The sequence below is a fragment of the Paraprevotella sp. genome (genome assembly GCF_986071375.1).
The window spans coordinates 114082-133656 of the sequence record NZ_CFQRNQ010000007.1; the positions used below are offsets into that span (position 1 = coordinate 114082).

Consider the following 19575-nt stretch of genomic DNA (forward strand, 5'->3'; position numbering starts at 1 on the left):
GTTTCTCACGAAGCCGCGCCTTTATTTTGTCGTGTGTTTTGTGTTATCGAATACCTGCCATGTAGTTATCCGAGATAGCTTTGGCAATGGCCTTGAACTCCTCATCCGTGAACGTCAGTTTAGGGTTACTGAAAAGCATGTCCTTTTCGTTCTGCATGGGAATCAAGTGGATGTGCGCATGGGGTACTTCCAGTCCCAAAACGGCTTGTCCTACTTTGATGCAGGGAAAAGCCTTTTTGATGGCCTCTGCTACGTGCTTGGCAAAGACTTGCATCGCACCGATTTCTTCGTCTGACAAGTCGAAGATGTAATCCACTTCGCGTTTGGGAATGACCAACGTATGGCCCTTCACCAAAGGATTGATGTCGAGGAAAGCATAGAAACGGTCGTTCTCTGCGCATTTATAGCTCGGAATCTCTCCGGCTACGATTTTACTGAATATGGTAGCCATGGCGGTTATTCAAATGAAATGTTCGTGATTTCCAGTTGTACGGTGCCGTGCGGGATTTTGATTTCTGCCACGTCGCCTACTTTCTTGCCTAACAAGCCTTGCGCGATGGGGGTCTGCACAGAGATTTTGCCTTCTTTCAGGTTGGCTTCCGTTTCAGACACGATGGTGTATGTCATCTTCATGTTGTTCTTCACATTGCGCATTTCTACCTTGGACAGGATTTGTACTGTGTCGGCTTTCAGTTTCGAGGTGTCGATGATTTTGGCATCCCCGATGACTGCTTTCAGCTGGTTGATTTTCATTTCCAACATAGCCTGATGCTCTTTGGCGGCATCGTATTCCGAGTTTTCACTCAGGTCACCCTTGTCGCGTGCCTCTGCGATGGCTGCCGAAGCTGCCGGACGTTCGATGGTTTCCATTTCTTTGAGTTGGGCCACCAGTTTGTCGTAGCCCTCTTGTGACATATAAGCCATAATTATTCCTCCTTAATTATTATTATGCGTTTTTACTTGAAAAGATAAAAACAAAAGAATTCCGGCCTTAATCAGCCGGAACCCTTTTGCCTTTTCCTTTAATGATTCGATGCAAAGTTAAGCTTTAAAATCTGAATCACAAAGATTTTTGCATTTTTTTCTATTTTGCCGGGGATGGGGATGGGGAAAAAAGTATTAAAAACAGGTTATGAATGATTTTTGGCTCTTTTTTGCACGATTCTGCTCCTTGCTTTCCTTGCTATACCCTTATCTTTGTGGTACAGAACCAAGAATACATTAATCAGTGCAAATGGCTAAGAAAATTAGCATTATGATGTATTGTCGGATGAGAAGTGGAATTGCCGGTAAATGAAAACCACCGAAGAAATTCAATATGGTGGAAAGAAAACATATTAACCATAAAACAATTCATTATTAGAAAATATGAATATGAAAATTTATGCAGTTTTAGTATTAGTCTGTTTGATGACGAAACTTAACGCCAGAAGTCATGACAAAGTCGTGTTATTGGAGAATCCGGTTCCCGTTTCTTCTGTGAAGAATATAACAGGTTTCTATGGAGGACGCATGAAGTTGAACCGTGATATTTATCTGAAGAATTTTCCTATAAACAGATATGTGGATTTTATCGTGGAACGACAGCATATCCAGTGGGACTGGACAAAAGCCGAACAACATGGCAAATGGATTGAATCCGCCTATTTGTCGGCTATTCAGGGTGGTGATGATGAACTGTTATCGAAGGCTCATGCTGTATTGAAACGTATTATTGACTCACAGGAAGATAATGGTTATTTGGGAGCTACGGCCCGGAGTTATCGTTCTGGCAAAAGACCTGTCAGGGGTATGGATGCCTATGAATTATACTTTGTTTTTCATGCCTTTATGACAGTATACGAACAGACTGGAGATGAAGAGGCACTGGTCGCTGTTGAAAAGTTGGCAGATTATTTTTTGAAATATTTTGGTCCCGATAAGTTGGAATTTTGGCCTTCGGATTTGCGGGCACCGGAGAATAAGCGCAAACGGGTGGATGCCTTGTCTGATTTTGCAGGGCATGGAGTACATTATTCATGGGAAGGAACATTGCTTTGTGACCCTGTCGCACGGTTATATGAACTGACCGGAAAGAAGAAATATTTGGATTGGAGCAAATGGGTCGTTGACAACATTGACAAATGGAGCGGTTGGGATGCTTTTTCCCGATTGGATTCTGTGGCAGACGGCACATTGGGGGTTGACGAACTTCAGCCTTACGTGCATTCACATACGTTCCAAATGAATTTTATGGGTTTTCTTCGCCTATATCGTATTACAGGCGACAAGTCTTTGTTCCGTAAAGTAGAGGGAGCGTGGGAGGATATCCACAAGCGCCAAATGTATATTACCGGTGGAGTCAGCGTGGCTGAACATTATGAACACGGCTATGTAAAACCGGTATCGGGGAATGTGGTTGAGACTTGTGCCACAATGTCATGGATGCAACTTACGCAGATGTTATTGGAACTGACCGGGGAGTCTAAATATGCGGATGCAATGGAACGTTTGATGATGAATCATGTATTTGCCGCTCAAGATTGCGAGACTGGTACTTGCCGTTACCATACAGCCCCGAACGGAACGAAGCCCGCTAGTTATTTTCACGGTCCTGACTGCTGTACGGCAAGCGGGCACCGTATCATTTCCATGTTGCCCACTTTTATGTATGCGGAAAGAGGTAAGGAGTTTTTTGTGAACCAGTATCTGCCGTCCCATTATATAGGAAAGGATTTCGCTTTTCAGATTTCCGGTAATTATCCGGAGGCGGAGAATATGGAGTTGACCGTCCTTTCAGAGAAGGCTGTTGACAGGGTGTTGAATCTGCGTATTCCCAGTTGGTGTAAGGCTCCTCGGGTATCTGTAAATGGGAAAAATGTGATAGGCGTGGAACCGGGGACTTATTTAAAAATATCCCGTAAATGGTCTAAAGGGGACAAGGTTAGTATTGTCTTTCCTATGGAGGAAAGGTGGGTGATGCGTGAACACCATAGCAAATACACTACTTATACACTTCCCAGGGGAGAGATTATGTATAAAGAAGAACCGACGGACAGAATTCCATACGCTTTTCTACGTGGTCCTATGGTTTATTGCTTGGATATGGTGTGGAACAAACAACTTTGTAACGATGATGTGGACTTGGCAAAGGATATACGATTGAATGTAAGCGTTAAGCCATCTGTGGTGGATAAGCCTTATGCCAATATGGTAGGACCTGTTTATCGTACGAAAGCATTGTATAAAGGAAGTGAAGTGGAAGTCTTGCTCACACCGTTTGTTGACATCGGGCAATGGTTCCGTCCGTCCGGACAGAAACCGGAAAAGAATGCAGAGATGTTTACTTACGGTATTTGGTTGTATAAGGAATAGGTGTTTAGTCTCTTATAAAAAGCATGTGGGGTGTAAGAAACAGACTATGTTATCATTTTAATCTTAAAAAATATTACCCATGAACAGAATGAAATTATGTTTGCTGGCTGTATTAACCTTTGGCCAAGGTATGGCCGAGGCTGCATTTCGGGATAATCCTACCGAAATGACGACTTCTATTGTAAACCCGAGTTTTGAAGACGGGGCGACGGGTTGGGCAAATGCCGGCTTTTGGACACAGACGAATGATTCACCGACAGGAGAAGGATGGACGAAGGATGGCAAGATTTATATGGAACGGTGGGTTGCTGATTCCCAAACGTTGCCTGATGCTGATTTGCACCAAGTCGTTTCGGAACTTCCGGTCGGTGTGTTTAAGGTGGTTGTCGATGCGCATGCCGTGAATCAAAAGGGGGAACCGGAAGTTTGTCAAGGAGCTTTCCTGTATGCCGGACGGCATGAAACGTCTGTCCATAAGGGTGGTGAATACCAACTTCGTGCCGTAGCCGTGAATGGCACATTGGAAATCGGGTTCAGGCTGAAAGGTACGGATGCCAATTGGGCAGCGGTCGACCATTTCCGTCTGTTGTATGAAGGACACGATGTGGAGGCTTATAAAGAGGAACTGGACATCCTGTTGGCTGTGGCAGAGGAAGGCGCGGCACAGGAAAACTGCCATAACCTGACGAGTCTTCGCAAGGCGATTGAAACAGCAAAGGAAACAGGGGATTCGGTGGATGAGTTAGTAGCCGCACTGCAAGGATTGGATGCAGCTATCAATGAATACGACCGGTTAGCTGTGCAGTATGGGGCTTTTGAACGGGCGTTGCTCAATGCGAAGAAACTGTATGACGGCAGCGATTATGCCGGAAAATCATTGTTTGGAAAAGTGATAGAGGAACTTGAACCTTTGGCTGACAATCCGGAAGGGCAAGATTTGATGGAGGCGGTTTCCAGATTGGAGAAAGCCACACAGGACTATCTGGACACCCGTCCGTCCAATTGGATGACTATCCGTAACGGGGCTTTATGGGTGGACGACCGAGGTGAGCCGGTACAGGCTCACGGAGCAGGTTTCTTGCAAGTCGGCGACACGTGGTACATGATAGGCGAAGACCGTAATAATACATGGAATCCAGATGTGAACATGTATTCAACCAAAGACTTCGTGCATTGGAAGTTTGAGCGTAAGATCATTAAGAACGGTGTGACGCACCCGTCTTTGGGGAATGGCCGTTTCATCGAGCGTCCCAAACTTATGTATTGCCGTAAGACGGGAAAGTATGTCGTGTGGTGCCATTGGGAACAAGGGAACTACGGGGCTTCCGAAGCTGCTGTTTTCTATTGCGACTCCGTGAACGGGGATTATAAGTTCCATTGGGCAGGACGTCCGTTGGGGGTCAAGTCGCGGGATTGCAATGTCTTTGTGGATAATGACGGTACGGCCTATTTCATATCCACCATCGAGGAGAACCAGCATTTGGGGCTTTTTAGGCTGTCGGACGATTATTTAAGTGCGGTGGAATATACGGAACTGTTTAAGTGGCAGTCGCGCGAAGCACCGGCCATCGTGCGCCATGGCGATACCTATTTCATGATGTTTTCGGCCTGTTCCGGTTGGGATCCGAACCAAGCGACTTTTTCTTATTCCAAATCGCTTACTTCCGGATGGTCTTCGCGTGCAAATATCGGTAATTCTATTGCGTATGACACCCAGGCGGCTTCTGTCCTGACGGTTACCGGTTCCAAAGGCACGTCGTATGTGTATGTCGGCGACCGTTGGCAAGACCCGGGATTGGCTGAATCCAAGACCATCATGTTCCCTATATCTTTTAATGGAAATTCCATCGTATTCGATTATAAGCCCCAGTTTGATTTGGATTTGTCCACGGGGCAATGCCGGGATGTCGCGCAGTCATGCTACGTCCCGAAAGACAAATGGAAAGTGAGGGCATTCAGCAGCCAGGAGACCGGCTCGGAGAACGGAGCGGCAGCCAATGCCATCGACGGGAACCTACAGACGAAATGGCACACCCGGTATAGCGGAGGCGTGGCACCGGCTCCCCACCACATCGAGGTTGACATGGGAGAAGAACATGAGATTGCCGGTTTCCTTTGTGCTCCGCGCATGGACAATTCTTCCAATGGCTTGGTGCGTGACTATATGTTCTTGGTAAGTACCGATGGAGAACAATGGGAGGCTGTCTCCGGAGGCACGTGGTTGCCTTATTATGCCGGGGTTTATTTTGAGCCTGTCAAGGCTCGTTATTTCCGGTTGGTGGCATTGGCGGGGCAGTATGCCAGCATCTCTGAAATCGATATATTGCAAGAGGCACCGGATTCTTTTGCACCTGCATCGGTGAATGGATCATGGCGTTTGGGAGAAAGCTCTCCTTTTTATAATACAAATCCGACGGTACGTAAAAGGAGTACCGTGACCCTTACGGCCAAGACCGGGAGTTCTGGTGGAAGTTGGGCTTTCTATGGTCCGGACGGGGAAATGGGACATACAAACGAATACCGGATTGATAAAGTGTCGGATGAGAACGTGGGCGTTTATACCTTTATATATAGCGACCAGTATTGCCAAAGTGCCAAAGTGGATTTCCAATTATCTATCCGTGGGACGGATGTGGAAAGTGTCGAATCAGGCTTGGCGGTGGTGGATACGAAGTATTACACGTTACAAGGTATGGAAGTGTCCGAGCCTTCCGGAAAAGGCATGTATGTCGTGAAAACCTGTTATGGCGACGGGAGCGTGAAAGTGGAAAAGAAATTGTTGGACTAAAGGTTGGAAAGCGATGAAAATCAGTAGCGTGCTTGCAGGCATGGCCATTCTGGTGGCGGCTTCCGGTAACGGAAGGGCCGAGGTTTTGCCTTACATGCCTTTAAAAGGAGATTTTGGCGGGGCAAACGTGACGGATGTCGAGGGTTTCATTCCGAATATCGGTGATTATACGTTGCAAATGTCTGTTCCGGCCGGATGTCCGGTAGGAATTGCTTTTGGCAATGTGGAACATACGATGGAAGACGGCGGTATGTTGCGTGTAGCCTGCCACGACGGCACAGCCTATGTGTTTGAGAATGGGTTGTACAAGAAGAAAGTGGCGGTAAAGCCACAATACACCCTTTCGGAAACCAACGTCATACGTAATGGCAGTTTCGAGGAAGTGGAAACGGACTTTTCGGGCGGTCGTTGGCAACCGGACGTGTGGGAAACATGGGACGGAGGCAAGCCAACCTGGGGAGGAGAAACCGGCAAGACGAACGTGAGGGAAAACCCGTCCTACCGGAGTGACGGTTTGAAGTCTTTGGTCATGCATAGCGAAAGCCGTTACCTGATGCAGCAGTTGGAACCGGAGGCGTTGAAACCGAACACGGCCTATTTGTTGACTTACGATTACTGGACTTCCGAAGGATATGGCAATGGCAATGCGGCCTACCGTATATTGTTAGGTACCGACCGTTGCAAGGGCGATATTGCGGATTTGCAAGGGCATGTCACACCGGCAGCCGGTATGGGCAAGGGCAGCTATGCTTTGCTCATACAGACCCCGGAGGTATTGCCGGAAAATGTATGGTTCTCTTTGTATCGGGCTGAGTCGAAAGTCGATTGGATTGACGATATTGAACTGGTGGAAGTGGACACGGAAACGAAAGGCATTGAAGGACAAGTAAGCAATGTGGTTTACTTGGGGGGATATGCCTTTGCGCCAGACAATCTTGTATTGAGTGACGGCCATAGCATGGAGATGACGGATTATTTGGTGAATGCCGGTTTCTCGGACGGGACATTTGCGGGCAACGCCCCTGTGGGCTGGACGCTTTCCTTTTCCGCACAGTCTAAAATCAGTACGGGGGAGAAAGGCGGGGGGATTATTCCTGGCGGACAAAACCATTGGCAATTGTGGACCGGCAGCGGTGGAATGGACGGAAAGGCCAGTCAGGCCGTAAGCGGTCTTCCAAACGGGAAATACAGTGTAAAGGCCGCAGTGTCTTCATCCTTTAATGGCAAAGTGCAACTTTTTGCAAACGAGGGCAGGACTTCCGTCCTGTCTGGCAATCCTAAAATATATGAAACTTCGGGAATCGTGTTCAACGGTACGCTTGAATTGGGATTGGAAGTGGATGCAAGCGGAAGCCCGACAATAGACATGGATAATTTCGAGCTGACCTATTGCGGAAACGACCGGGAAGGATATATGAAGATAATGAAAGGCATGCTCGAGGAAGCGAAAGCCGATACGCTCGTCATGGTTTCCGGTGCGGATGACTTGCCCGGATTTAATAATCTTGGCGCATATCGCCGGGCTATCGATGCGGCCGAGTCGCTTGAAGAAGACGCTTCTGCCGGGAGGTTAATCGAAGTTGTCGGCTTGTTGGACGCTGTGATGAAGGAATATGATGGCATTGTGGCCGAATATAAGGTCTTAAAGGATGCTTTCAATCGTTTGGAACAAATTGTGGAAACATCGGATTATGCCGTCAAAGACCGTTTCTTGCAGACGTTGGCGGAAGCACATGCTTTATATGAAAGCAAGGAAGACCGGCGGGAGGAAATAGCTCCCATGTTGGATCGGATAACGGCAGACCAGAAGGAATTGGTGGCTCATGCCGATTTGAAAGCCGCGATAAAGAAAGCCCAAGCCATGTTGGACAAATCCGACTATCCGGGCAGGCAGGATTTTGTGGATGCCATAGCCGGGGCACAGGCTGCCTACGATTCGCCGGTAGGGAAAGACATGTCGGTCGTGATGAAGGAACTCCGCATGGCACAGGCACGGTATTATGATTCCCAGTACACCCGTCCGGCGATGGCACAGACGGTAAGTGAGGTGGACTATGGCTTGGGGAATGGAGTGGAGAAATATGTGCTCCGTGTGGACGGGCGTCCTTTCTACATGACCAATGTGCAGGTCCGTTTGGACAAGCTTTACGGTTATGAAGGGTGGAACGACAGTGAGCTTGAAGCCGTGATGGAACAGGCGGCATCGGATGGTTTCAACACGGTGTCCATTCCGGTTTTCTGGCGGGAGGTGGAACCAGAGAAGGACCTTTTCGACTGGCGGATTTTGGACAAGTATATGGGGTGGTGCAAGAAATATGGCATGAAGATGGAGCTTCTGTGGTTCAGCTGGAGCAGTGGCGGCCGTGTGCAATACCTTTGGAACTGCAACGGACGGAAGGAACTGCGTACGCCGGATTATGTATGTTCCATCGATGGCACATCCGAGTTTAATATGCTCCAAAAAACTTTTGAATATTCGTTGGATTGGCGCGACACGGACCTGCGCGACCGTGAACGTTACGTGCTGTCCCAAGTGATGGAGCATGTGGCCCTTTGGGATGCCAACAACGGGGCACCCCATGTCGTGGTGGGAGTACAGTTGGGCAACGAGGCCCGAGGGCATGGCGGCAATCCGGCCACACCGGATGAAATCATCAATTATTACCATCACGTGGGGGCTGCCGTGAAGGAATCCAAGTACAAAGTCTGGACACGTTTGAATTGCGTGAGTTACGAAACGAGTGGACGGACTTCGGCCAACGAAAGAAAACGCAATAGCGGAGGGACGAACATAGACTTTGTAGGTATTGACATTTATGGCACGAATGCCTCAAAGGTAAAAGGAAACATGGACGGGCAGTTGGGGACGAACGGGAAGAATTTCCGTATGATTATGGAGATAGATGCCAAGGATGCCAACTCGCCTGTTTACCAGATGGCGGCCTTGGCCGGTGACAAGTCGTTCGATTACTATAATTATTGTGTGGTGGACGGTAATGCCCTTTATGGGGCGGATGGCCATAAACTGGTAGAACGCGGGCACATCGGAGAAGTGCGCCAAAGGAACAAAATGCTGAACTTGGCCAACCAGGACATTGCCGTCAAATCGCACGGGAAAGGTTTATACGTCTATAATTATGCAGGAAACTCAGTGTCTACGGAAACCGGTCTTGAAGGCATTTCCTTCCTTCCGTCTTCATCGCGGGTCCAGGCTGTGGCTGTGCGGCATAGTGCCCATGAGATATTGCTCCTTTCCACGGCCCGGGGGACTTTCGTGTTGCCGGCCACCATGAAAGTTACGGATGTCTCTTTCGGCTATATGGATGAAGAAGGACGGTGGGTACGCGAAACCGACGGGGAAGTCGTAAACAGGAAAGTCACGTTGGACGGAACGGCTTGCGTGCGTTTGGAGATAGGTGAAGAAGGCACGGGGGAGGAATCATACGTGGTGAACCCCGAGTTCAACAACAGTTACATGGTGGACGGGGCACCTTATGGTTGGACGAATACGACCCATGCGTCGACCTCTAAGATCAGTGTGGAAGCCAAAGGCGACGGGACTGTGATAAAAGGTAACGAGAATCATTGGCAGTTGTGGCACGGTGGTGGCCTTGACGGCAAGATAATGCAGGTGGTCACGGGTTTGCCTGAGGGGCGCTACCGCTTGTCTGCCGGTCTGGTATGTTCCTTTGGTGGCGGAAGCATCCGGCTTTTTGCCGGGGATGCGGAGGCGTCCGTGCGTAACGGGGCTTCTGCCTTTTATGAAGTGGAAGCAGAGGTGAATGGAGACGGTAGCCTGCCCATAGGGTTGGACATCAAGACAGACGGAGGACAGACCACCATTGAGTTTGACCATGTGAAACTTGTTCCGGTGGGTTCGGGGATTTTCGGCTTGACGGATTCCGGCGCGGCCCCACAGGACTTTGAGGTGTACACCCTTCAAGGCATCCGTGTGAAATCGGGGAACGGCATGCCGGAAGAAGCCGTTGAAGGGTTGCCGCGAGGTGTCTATATAGTGAAAGGCAAAGCAAGTAATACTAAAATAATGTTTCGTGAATAGGTAATTAGTTTTGTTGAGTGCCAACGTGCTTCTTTCTTTCATGTCGTGGAGCGTTTGAATAGCTTATGGCATCGGGAAACAATGCACGTTGGCTTTTTATAATACATGACAACATATATGGATTTCAGGTTGGGGCATTTGCATGCAATTATGGGAGGTTATAGATGTAAGCTTATTTTTTCATTGGCGTTGGCGATGTGTACGGTTACGGTCTTGCCTCAGAACCCGGCAAGTGTTTTCATCGCGGCCGGGCAGTCCAATGCAGAGGGGAGGGCGACAGTGGAAGACCTTCCCGTATACCTTAAGGATTTCTCTTACGGCCATCTCCGTTACGCTTTTGTACGTTCCGCGCAGACGGGCAAGTTTGGTGATTTCAGGTTTGGGGATACTTTCGCCTTTTGCGATGTGACGAACTATTTCATAGACCGGGCCATGGATGCCGATTTCTATGCCATCAAATGTACCTACGGAGGGACATCCATTGCTCCCGGCGCGACTGAGCCTGGCAAACCTGTATGGTATGCCGGTAGGGAATGGCTCAGGAAGAACAAGGCCCACAGTGATGCCCATGGGGGAATGTCGTTGGCTCTTTCGCTTACCGAAGGTTTTGCCAAGTGTGCAGGGACGACCCTGTCGAAATTGCCTGGCGGTTATGATGTGAAGGCCATCATGTGGCATCAGGGGGAGAGCGACCGTACCAAGGCCGGGGATTATTATCGGAATTTCAAGGAAATGATCACGTTCATGCGCGAACGGATATATGCCGTGACCGGTAAGGAAAAGGATAAGACATTGCCGTTCATATTCGGGACTGTACCCCATGCTTCCCGCCAATATGACCCGCTTGTGGAGGCGGCTCAACTTCAGGTGGCCCGGGAGTTGCCCAATGTCCATGTCATTGACTTGAGCGATGCCGGGCTACAGGCCGACGGGTTGCACTTCGACGGGGCATGGACGGAATATGTCGGTAAGCTCATGTTTGACAAGCTAGTCGGGTTAGGGCTTGTAGATGCTCCTCCGGCAGGTGCGTCCCGTCCGCCGGTTGCCAATGGGGTGGACAGTCTTTTGACATGGCACTATCCCCAAATCCCAAATGGCAAGGCGGTTGTAATATGTCCCGGGGGGGGATATGGGCATCATGCCATGGGGCATGAAGGGAACGAAGTGGCCGAATGGCTTGCCGGAAAAGGTTACTTGTGTGTTGTCCTCAAATACCGTTTGCCCGGCGGGCAAAGCAACATTCCCCTTGACGATGCCCGGGATGCCATACGCCTGTTACGCGGCAAGTCCGATGAGTTGTGTATAAGTCCTGACCGTATCGGTATCATGGGATTTTCTGCCGGGGGACATTTGGCCGCAAGCGTGGCCACGTTGGGCGATAGCTTGGGCAGGCCGGATTTTCAAATCCTGATGTATCCGGTCATATCGATGTCGCCGGAAATAACGCATTGGGGCACACGCAACCATTTGATAGGCATGGATGCCCCGTTTTTATTGGCAGAACGCTATTCGCTTGAAAGGCAAGTGGACGGGAAGACGCCTCCCGCCATCATCATACTTTCGGCAGATGACCCTGCCGTCAGTCCTGAGAACAGTTTGCGCTATTTCAATGCCCTTAGGGAAAATCATGTCCCCGTGTCCATGTTCATATACCCCGATGGCGGCCATGGATGGGGGATGAAGGACTCTTTTGCTTATAAGGGCCGGTGGATGTACGAACTGGAAAATTGGCTTGAGGGTTTGGATGTGAATGAATGATGTTGCATAGTGGGCCGGAATGTGGCCGTATGGTAAATCAATTTAAGGATATGAAGAAGTTTATAGTGAGTTTTTGTGGACTGTTGTGTTGTGTGTGGCCCGGCCGGTTGTCGGCGCGTGGCATGGCTTTCGTCTTGCAGGCCGGGAGGGCTGCCGGTGTGGAACTGTCCCCGTCCGAGAAGCCCGTGGTGCATACGGCGTTGTCGATTTTGCAGCGCGACGTACGGGCGGTCTTGGGCGATTCCCTGCGGATTTTGCCGGCAGGGGGAGACATCGTGGCCGGTACGGTCGGCGAGGGTGGTCTTGTCGAGAAAACGGGGGCTGACCTTGATGCCTTGGAGGGGCGGAAACAGGCTTTCCTTTTGTCGGTACTCCCCGACGGGCGGCTGCTTGTGGCCGGAAGCGACAGCCACGGCACGGCATACGGCCTGATGGAAGTGTCGCGGCTATTGGGTGTCTCGCCGTGGGAATGGTGGGCGGATGCCACTCCCGAGACTCGTACGCACTTTGAATTGCCTGCGGGCTACCGTGATTTGCAATTCCCTTCCGTGGAATATCGGGGCATCTTCATCAATGACGAGGATTGGGGACTGATGCCGTGGAGCAGCACCTGTTACGAACCTTGGCATAAGAAAGGGCGCATCGGGCCGCGCACGAACGAGCGCATTTTTGAGTTGCTCCTGCGCTTGCGGGCCAACCTCTATTGGCCTGCCATGCACGAATGCACCGAGCCATTCTTCCTGACGGACGGGAACCGCGAGGTGGCCCGGCGGTTCGGAATTTATATCGGTGGTTCGCACTGTGAACCGATGGCATCCAGTACGGCCGGGGAATGGCGTAGGCGAGGGAAAGGAGATTATGACTATGTACGCAACCATGCGGCAGTGCGCGATTTTTGGGAAGATCGTGTGAAAGAAGTGGCCGGGCAGGAAATCTTCTATACCATCGGGATGCGTGGCGTGCACGACGGGCAGATGCAGGGAGCCAAGACCGTGGACGAACAGAAGGCCGTGTTGGAGCGGGTCATCCGCGACCAAAGGGATTTGCTGCGGCAGCACGTGGATTCCGACGTGACGGCGGTGCCGCAAGTGTTCATTCCCTACAAAGAGGTGTTGGAGGTCTACCGTGCAGGGCTTCAGGTGCCGGAGGATGTCACCCTGATGTGGTGTGATGACAATTACGGTTATATCCGGCACTTCCCCACGCCTGAGGAACGTGCCCGGAAGGGCGGCAACGGGATTTATTACCATGTGTCGTATTGGGGGCGTCCGCACGACTACCTTTGGTTGGGCACTTTCAGCCCGGCCTTGCTTTTCCAACAGATGAAACTGGCGTACGACCGTGGCATCCGGAAAGTGTGGGTGCTCAACGTGGGTGACATCAAACCGGCTGAATACCAGACGGAATTGTTCCTCGATATGGCGTGGGACATGGACAAGGTGGCCGCAGAAGGCGTGTCTGCCCATTTGGAGGGATTCCTGTGCCGGGAGTTTGGCCGGAAGGCCGGGAAAGCCCTGCGTCCGGTCATGGAGGAGCATTACCGTCTGGCATACGTCCGCAAACCGGAGTTTATGGGCAATACGCGCGAGGAAGAGCGTGACCGGGCTTACCGCGTGGTGAAGGATTTGCCTTGGAGCCGCAGGGAGATACAGGAACGCTTGACGGACTACCGGGAGATTTCCGACGAGGCCGGGCGGTGGGCTTTACGTGTGGATGCCGGTCGCCGGGATGCTTACTACCAGTTGGTGCAGTACCCTGTGCAGGCGGCTGCGGAGATGAACAAAAAAATGCTTTACGCCCAACTGGCACGCCACGGTGAGGCCGGTTGGAATTTGAGCGACATGGCCTACGACAGTATTGTGGCCTTGACGCGGCGGTACAATGAAGGCATAGCCAATGGCGGGAAGTGGAACGAGATGATGGACTATCGTCCGCGCCGTTTGCCGGTGTTCGAGCCTGTGAAGCGTGAGGCTGTGCAGGATGCTTTGCCGGAAGGACGTGAGGTCCTGTTCCGTTGGAACGGGAATGAGTGTAGCCGTGGTTGTTACGTGGCATGCGAGGGCCTGGGCTATGAAGGGAAGGCCGTCCATGTGAAGAAAGGCACTGAGCTGTCGTTCGATTTCAACCTTTCCGGACAGGATTCCGTGGAGGTGGAGGTCCGTCTGCTGCCCAACCATCCGGTGGAGGGGAACCGCCTGCGTTTCCTCTTGTCGTTGGACGGGACGGATTCCGCTCCGGTTGGCTATGAGACCCTGGGGCGTAGCGAGGAGTGGAAAGAGAATGTGCTGCGGAACCAGGCCGTCCGCCGCGTCGTGTTGCCGCTCGGGGGGAAGCGGAAGCACCGGCTTGCTGTCCGTGCATTGGACGAAGGCGTAGTCTTGGACCAGGTGATGCTGTACCTTCCGTAAGGAGCAGCAGGCAAGCTGTGGCATGAAACAGCGTGGGGCCGTCCGGCGGTATTGCCGCAGGCGGCCCCTTTCCGTTTGCCTTTCAGGATGGATTCTTCTGCCGTTTTTGCCGTTTTGCTATCAAAATGACAGTAAAATCCCGGTTGGGCAGGCCGGAATCTTCGTGTTCTACATCTGTTTTAGGGAGGTCGGGAAGGCTTTTTGGATACATCCTTTTACCATTCAGCCCTGTTTTTTACTTATTTTAAGCAAAAAGGCGAACCGTTTTCAGCCAAGCGATTTTTCGTTTGGCGCAAGAAACATTTTTTTTCTCCGCATGTCGTGCGGATTTTCTCTGCATGTCGGTCCGAAACCGGACTGAAAGCGAGTCATGACCTCCCTGAATCGTTGATTTTTTCTTCTGTATGAAGAGTTTCCGCTTGTCCCGGACGGATGCCAGTTTGTCGTGCCATTCCGCTTGTTTGCTTACGTGCCCGTGGTTCATGGGCGCAGGTTGCGGTTTTCCGGGTTGCTTTATGGCAGCCGGGACCCCCTTATGGCTCGCAAACAGTTTCTTTTACACTGCGCGAGAATCGCATATTTCCGTTCTTGTCCCGTGCAGGGTATGAATAAAGGATTCTCGTGAGGCCATGGGTGGCATATTGTCAAAATGAAAGCATCCTTTTCGAGGATGCTTTCAAGTTATTTTCCATCTGCATGGACGATTGCTGGGCTGTTCCGTTTATTCTTCAAAGATGCAGACTTGCCTGATGCCGATGCGGCATCCCTTGCTGCCGTAAATCTTCTTTGACTTGTCGGTCCATACGGGACTGATGCCGGTCACTTCCACGCAAAGCATATAGCTGTCCATAGGCATGTGGGGCGTGATGGCGCGTATGCCCGTGTCGGGGTATTTGCTGTAAAAGTCCACGAGTGAGGAGTAGAGCGTGTCTTGTCGGGCATTCAGGATGCTCACACGGGCATACCCTCCATGTGGGCCGGCTTCTCCGATGAGGGCTGCGTGGGTGCCTTTGAACTTCATTTCCAACGTGCTTCCGCGCGTGTCGGACAGTATGGCCCCGTTTTCCTTTTTCCAGTTGTCAGGGCACGGCCCGTCCGCAGGAGACACAATCTTGCCGCCTTTCAGGGCATCCGTGGGCCGGAGCGTGCGTATGTCCCATGCTTGCCAGTATTCGGGAATGGATATTCTTGTGCCTTCCGTCAGCAGGGGCATCCACACGTAAGTGGCGGCAGAAGCCTGATGGGGATACGACCAACGGTCGCCCATGAACAACGGAATGGTGTCGTTGCCGCGCCGAAGGGGGAAAACGAAAGTGGTCTGCGAGTTGTAGGTGAGGCTGCCTTCCGGGCAGAACAGGCCGCGTCGCGTCCACGGGCCTTCTATCCGTGGGGCGGTGAAGTAGAAATTGTCGTTCTTCTCCCAACTGGTCAGGTTCGAATAGAGCAAGTAGTATATGCCATCCTTTTTGAACATGGCAGGGGATTCGCCGGAGTCCTTGACGTGGGCCACTTCCGTTTCCACGGAGCGGTAATCGTCGCTCAGGCGGTAGATGGGGCCGTGGTGGATGAGCAGGTAACCCTTGCCGTCGGTGTCTTGGAACGTGCCCATGTCCCAACGCTTGACAGGTTTCCCTTGATAGAGCAACGGGCCTTGCAACTGGTAGTCCCCGTCGATGGTCTTGCATGTGGCGTAACCGATATACGGGTCTTTGTATCCCATGTCGTCGGCGTGCATGAACATGACGTATTCCCCCGTCTTGGGGCATTTCATGACCTTGACACGCTCGCCCACGCGGTTGGGGCCGAGGATGCCGTCCGGTTGCACCCGCAAGACCACGTTCTCGAATTTCCAGTTGACCAGGTCATCGGAAGAGTAGCAGGAAAAGCCCGGGAAGGCATTGCTCTTGTCCGACTTCCATTCGCCGAACAGGTAATAACGCCCGTCCTCTTCCACGATGCAGGCACCATGGGCGTTGACGATGCCGCCCCGGTCGTCGAACCACGGGATGCCGTTGACTATCGCCGTGCCCGTACTTTGGCCGAAACAGGTTGTTTCGGTGTCTTGGACGGTCTGTGGGTCAATATGCCGGATGTATTTGGACAACCGGGGCACTTTTTGGGACAAAGCCTTGGCGGCAATGGCCGCAAAGACTTTGCTCCCCCATATATTAAGATGGGTGTTGTCTACCTTGCCTTGCGGTAAGGAAGGATATCGTCCGGGCGGTATCCACATGAACAGTTTTTTAGATAGTTCCGGTCCCATTTCCGCGACCTGGTCGTGGGTCAGCTTGGCCATGTCCACGAACGGCACGTCCATTTCGTGGGCTATGCGGCGAGGTGACAAGAGGTATTCACCGTGTGTGTCCACCAGTGTGTTGCCCTCTTTTTCATAAATGTATTGGTGAGGTGTCTCCGGAGTAGGTGGGTAATTACGCCTTACGATGGAGTTCATCAGGACGGGATGAGCCCCTTTCTCACGGGTTTCACGCACGAACCGTCTCAAATTTTCATCGAAAGAACCTCCGGGCACAGTGTGTAATGCCGTATCGGTTTTCTCATCGTTGTGTCCGAATTGTATAATGACATAGTCTCCGGCTTGCAGTCGGTCGAGTACGGCCTGCCATCGTCCTTCACGGATGAAGCTTAAGGAACTGCGTCCGCATGCAGCATGGTTTTCTACACGGATGCGTCCGTTGAGGAAACAAGGTAACATTTGGCCCCATCCCCGTTCCGGACTTCCGGAAGCTGTGCTCCGGTCTGCCATGGTAGAGTCTCCAATCAAAAAAATGGTAACCGCCTTCTCTTTCAGGGTGAAGGCGGAAAAGAACAGGAATGCGAGGCATGAAAAGATAAGTTTGTATTGCATATTGTGGGTTGATGTAAGATTCGTGTATGTATCCCCGAGAAAGTGGCGAAACTTTCTTCGGGGATATTGCAGGTAGGTTAATATTGGTCTTCTCCGAGGCCACCGGGACCGCAAATGCCGAGGGGCACCAACTCAATGTAATCGAGATGGAAGACTCCTCTTCCGGTCGGGGTGAACACCGAACGTATGCGCATGGTATGGGGGGTATTTGCCTTTATGTTCACGTTGCAAATTTTGCGGCGCAGCGTAGCCCTCAGGTTATAAAGGAGAGTACATTTGGCGGCACTGTATTGGGGGCCGCTCGTACCGTCGTTGCCGGAATAGAGGCTCTTAGGGCCACAGTAGTAACCGTTGTTTTTCATGACCCTGGCATTTTCTTCCAGTTCTTCGGAGGTATATATTCCATTGGCATTCTCTTCAGAGTTCCGCCACCCGTTCCATCCGTTGTAAAGCCCTCCGATGATGGGGCTGTCCCCTTCTTCGCGCATATCCAACGGTAGTCCCTGGGGTACATTGTCCACGTACATCTGCACGATGCCCCGGTCGGGCATGCTGCCGTATCCCAAACGCAGTTCATACGTGCCCGGGGGGACGTTGGGAAGTTGGAACGTCAAGTCGTATGTTCCTAAGATGCTGACACAATCGTCGAATGCGGAAGTCATGCCTATTTTAGGGCGTTGGGCGAAAAATATGGCGTTCTCGTTCATTTTGAGTCCTTTGATGTAGTTGGAGGGAATGTAGTAGTTGTATCCTCCACCTTCTGTCCCGTTTTCCGTGTTGTCGTATGAGCCGTATGGCTGTGTCACGTTGCCGCATAACCTTATTTTATTGTTTGTCAGTTCCGGCCATACGGTGTAGAAATCGATTCTCATCCGCGTGTTCATGACATTGTTGCGCATGGTCTCGTCGTAGGCCAATACGTCGTCCACGTAATAATAGGCTACGTTGAGTGAAAAGTTGTCGGCATCGGGGAGGGACAAGTGTGCACCGCGTACCCGTTGGCCGGAGTTGTAAATGCTAGCCACGCTATGATTGATGTAGAAGTCCGTGGGATGTTCCACGGCAGGGTCTACGGTCGAATATACTTTTTCCAGTTTGATGGTGGAAAAGTCGAGCAAGGTGCTGATCCATTCGGTGGGATTGGCATATTGGGTGTGCACCCCCCAACAGTTTACCAGTTTGGCCGTGCTCTCGAAGAGCCGGTCGAGGATATGGTAGGAAAGGAACATTTTGAGCGGGTTGTGCCGGTCGGTCAGGGAATGCTTGTTCCAGAACAGTTGTTTATAGGTCTTACCTTCGGGGTTTTCCGGCACCGGTTTGTTTAATCCGAATATTTCTGCGGCTGCATGGTCGTCGTACTTTTCTTCTGCCAACCGGTAAAGGGCATCGATTTTCTCCTCCATGGTCATGTCTTCGTTGAAGCGGTCGCTGTATTTTTCATAGAGGACTTCGTCCGGGACAATCAGCAAGGTGAAACCGCTATACCGGTGGTCGGGACGTTTGGCCGTAAAGATGTCCGTGTCGTGGCCACAGACGATATTGGGTTTGAATCGGGGATAGTCCTCCTTCCATATCTCGTAGCTTTCGTCCCGGTATCGAGCCAAAGAATCCAACAGTCCGGTACGCCGGAGGGCTTCATAGAAGATGGAAAACTGGCTATGGTTCTCATCCAATAAAGTGGCTCCCAGACTGGTATTGGGAATCAGCACTTTGTCCACAGGATGTACTACGCCGTTTTCCACGGAGTCGTTTTTAAGTTCGTTGATGATGGCCGCACGCCGGTTGATGATGCTGAGCACCATGTGGTTGGCATCCAATGTGTCGCCGTCGGTCTGTATAATCAAGGGCAGGTCTAACTGGTTGTTTTCCTGTTGGGTCTTTCCTAAATCATAAGTATAGATGATTCGTTCCACCAGACAGGCTTTCAGCAGGGTGTCGCAATAGGAGACGGGAATGTCTTCGACCGAAGCATACCCTTTTTCTTTCAAGAAGGCTTCCACACCGGAGTTTATGGGCGGGAATAGGGTACGTGCGCCCCGGGTACCCAGGAAGTCCAACTTTCCGGCACGCTCCACGATGCGCCTGAAGAGGCTGAAATCTTCCCTGTTTTTCAGGAAGTCGCTCATCATTTCTCCGGTGAAAGTGTAGTAGCTGTCGACCGGCAGGTCGTCTTGGCAACCGGTGAATACGTTTATCTGTGCGGCCAGAAACAGGACTACGCAGCAAGATTTGAATGTTTTGAGCCAGTCTTTGTTCATCTTTTTGGAAGTTTTAAAGCCATTGGCAGAATTAAACAAATGGATGCCTAACGCCGCCAATGGCTTGTTCAACAAGCTTTTGT

Annotated in this window: 9 protein-coding genes and 1 pseudogene; 5 read left to right on the top strand and 5 right to left on the bottom strand. The window is 51.2% G+C overall.

Features of this window, described 5'->3' with window-relative positions:
• Positions 1-43 precede the first annotated feature (43 nt).
• Both AC5RDV_RS05610 and greA read right to left on the bottom strand, forming a co-directional pair.
• Positions 44-451: an HIT family protein gene (locus AC5RDV_RS05610; RefSeq protein WP_008629426.1), complete on the bottom strand. Its 408-nt coding sequence runs from the start codon at positions 449-451 to the stop codon at positions 44-46.
• 5 nt (positions 452-456) lie between these two features.
• Positions 457-924, bottom strand: a complete 468-nt coding sequence (greA, locus tag AC5RDV_RS05615; RefSeq protein ID WP_008629428.1) for a transcription elongation factor GreA — start codon at positions 922-924, stop codon at positions 457-459.
• Between the two features lie 444 nt (positions 925-1368).
• Here greA and AC5RDV_RS05620 point away from each other — a divergent pair, with 444 nt between their 5' ends.
• The 5 genes from AC5RDV_RS05620 to AC5RDV_RS05640 all read left to right on the top strand — a co-directional run bounded on the left by AC5RDV_RS05620 (position 1369) and on the right by AC5RDV_RS05640 (position 14368).
• A complete protein-coding gene (locus AC5RDV_RS05620; RefSeq protein ID WP_282747716.1) occupies positions 1369-3354 on the top strand; it encodes a beta-L-arabinofuranosidase domain-containing protein in 1986 nt (661 codons plus the stop codon).
• Between the two features lie 79 nt (positions 3355-3433).
• Entirely contained in the window at positions 3434-6142 is a 2709-nt protein-coding gene (locus AC5RDV_RS05625) for a discoidin domain-containing protein (RefSeq protein WP_282747715.1), read from the top strand.
• 13 nt (positions 6143-6155) lie between these two features.
• The gene (locus AC5RDV_RS05630) at positions 6156-10202 is read left to right on the top strand and encodes a beta-galactosidase (protein ID WP_282747714.1); all 4047 of its coding nucleotides are present in this window, start codon (positions 6156-6158) and stop codon (positions 10200-10202) included.
• A 150-nt stretch (positions 10203-10352) separates the two neighbouring features.
• Positions 10353-11960 carry a sialate O-acetylesterase gene (locus AC5RDV_RS05635; protein WP_282747713.1) on the top strand — a complete coding sequence of 536 codons (1608 nt, stop codon included), beginning with the start codon at positions 10353-10355 and terminating at the stop codon, positions 11958-11960.
• A 50-nt stretch (positions 11961-12010) separates the two neighbouring features.
• Positions 12011-14368 carry a glycosyl hydrolase 115 family protein gene (locus tag AC5RDV_RS05640; protein ID WP_428388135.1) on the top strand — a complete coding sequence of 786 codons (2358 nt, stop codon included), beginning with the start codon at positions 12011-12013 and terminating at the stop codon, positions 14366-14368.
• Between the two features lie 721 nt (positions 14369-15089).
• Here the strand turns inward: AC5RDV_RS05640 and AC5RDV_RS05645 are convergent.
• The 3 genes and pseudogenes from AC5RDV_RS05645 to AC5RDV_RS05655 form a co-directional block, all read right to left on the bottom strand.
• Positions 15090-16451 carry a family 43 glycosylhydrolase gene (locus AC5RDV_RS05645; RefSeq protein ID WP_428388211.1) on the bottom strand — a complete coding sequence of 454 codons (1362 nt, stop codon included), beginning with the start codon at positions 16449-16451 and terminating at the stop codon, positions 15090-15092.
• Between the two features lie 72 nt (positions 16452-16523).
• Positions 16524-17234: pseudogene (locus tag AC5RDV_RS05650) on the bottom strand (rhamnogalacturonan acetylesterase); the annotation flags it as partial.
• 77 nt (positions 17235-17311) lie between these two features.
• Positions 17312-19492, bottom strand: coding sequence for a fasciclin domain-containing protein (locus AC5RDV_RS05655; RefSeq protein ID WP_282747712.1), 2181 nt, complete (start codon positions 19490-19492; stop codon positions 17312-17314).
• Between the last annotated feature and the right edge of the window lie 83 nt (positions 19493-19575).

Bases quoted from the DNA above. Each gene is read 5' to 3' on its own strand.
- AC5RDV_RS05610 (WP_008629426.1), bottom strand. From the start codon at position 451: ATGGCTACCATATTCAGTAAAATCGTAGCCGGAGAGATTCCGAGCTAT.
- greA (WP_008629428.1), bottom strand. From the start codon at position 924: ATGGCTTATATGTCACAAGAGGGCTACGACAAACTGGTGGCCCAACTC.
- AC5RDV_RS05620 (WP_282747716.1), top strand. From the start codon at position 1,369: ATGAATATGAAAATTTATGCAGTTTTAGTATTAGTCTGTTTGATGACG.
- AC5RDV_RS05625 (WP_282747715.1), top strand. From the start codon at position 3,434: ATGAACAGAATGAAATTATGTTTGCTGGCTGTATTAACCTTTGGCCAA.
- AC5RDV_RS05630 (WP_282747714.1), top strand. From the start codon at position 6,156: ATGAAAATCAGTAGCGTGCTTGCAGGCATGGCCATTCTGGTGGCGGCT.
- AC5RDV_RS05635 (WP_282747713.1), top strand. From the start codon at position 10,353: ATGGGAGGTTATAGATGTAAGCTTATTTTTTCATTGGCGTTGGCGATG.
- AC5RDV_RS05640 (WP_428388135.1), top strand. From the start codon at position 12,011: ATGAAGAAGTTTATAGTGAGTTTTTGTGGACTGTTGTGTTGTGTGTGG.
- AC5RDV_RS05655 (WP_282747712.1), bottom strand. From the start codon at position 19,492: ATGAACAAAGACTGGCTCAAAACATTCAAATCTTGCTGCGTAGTCCTG.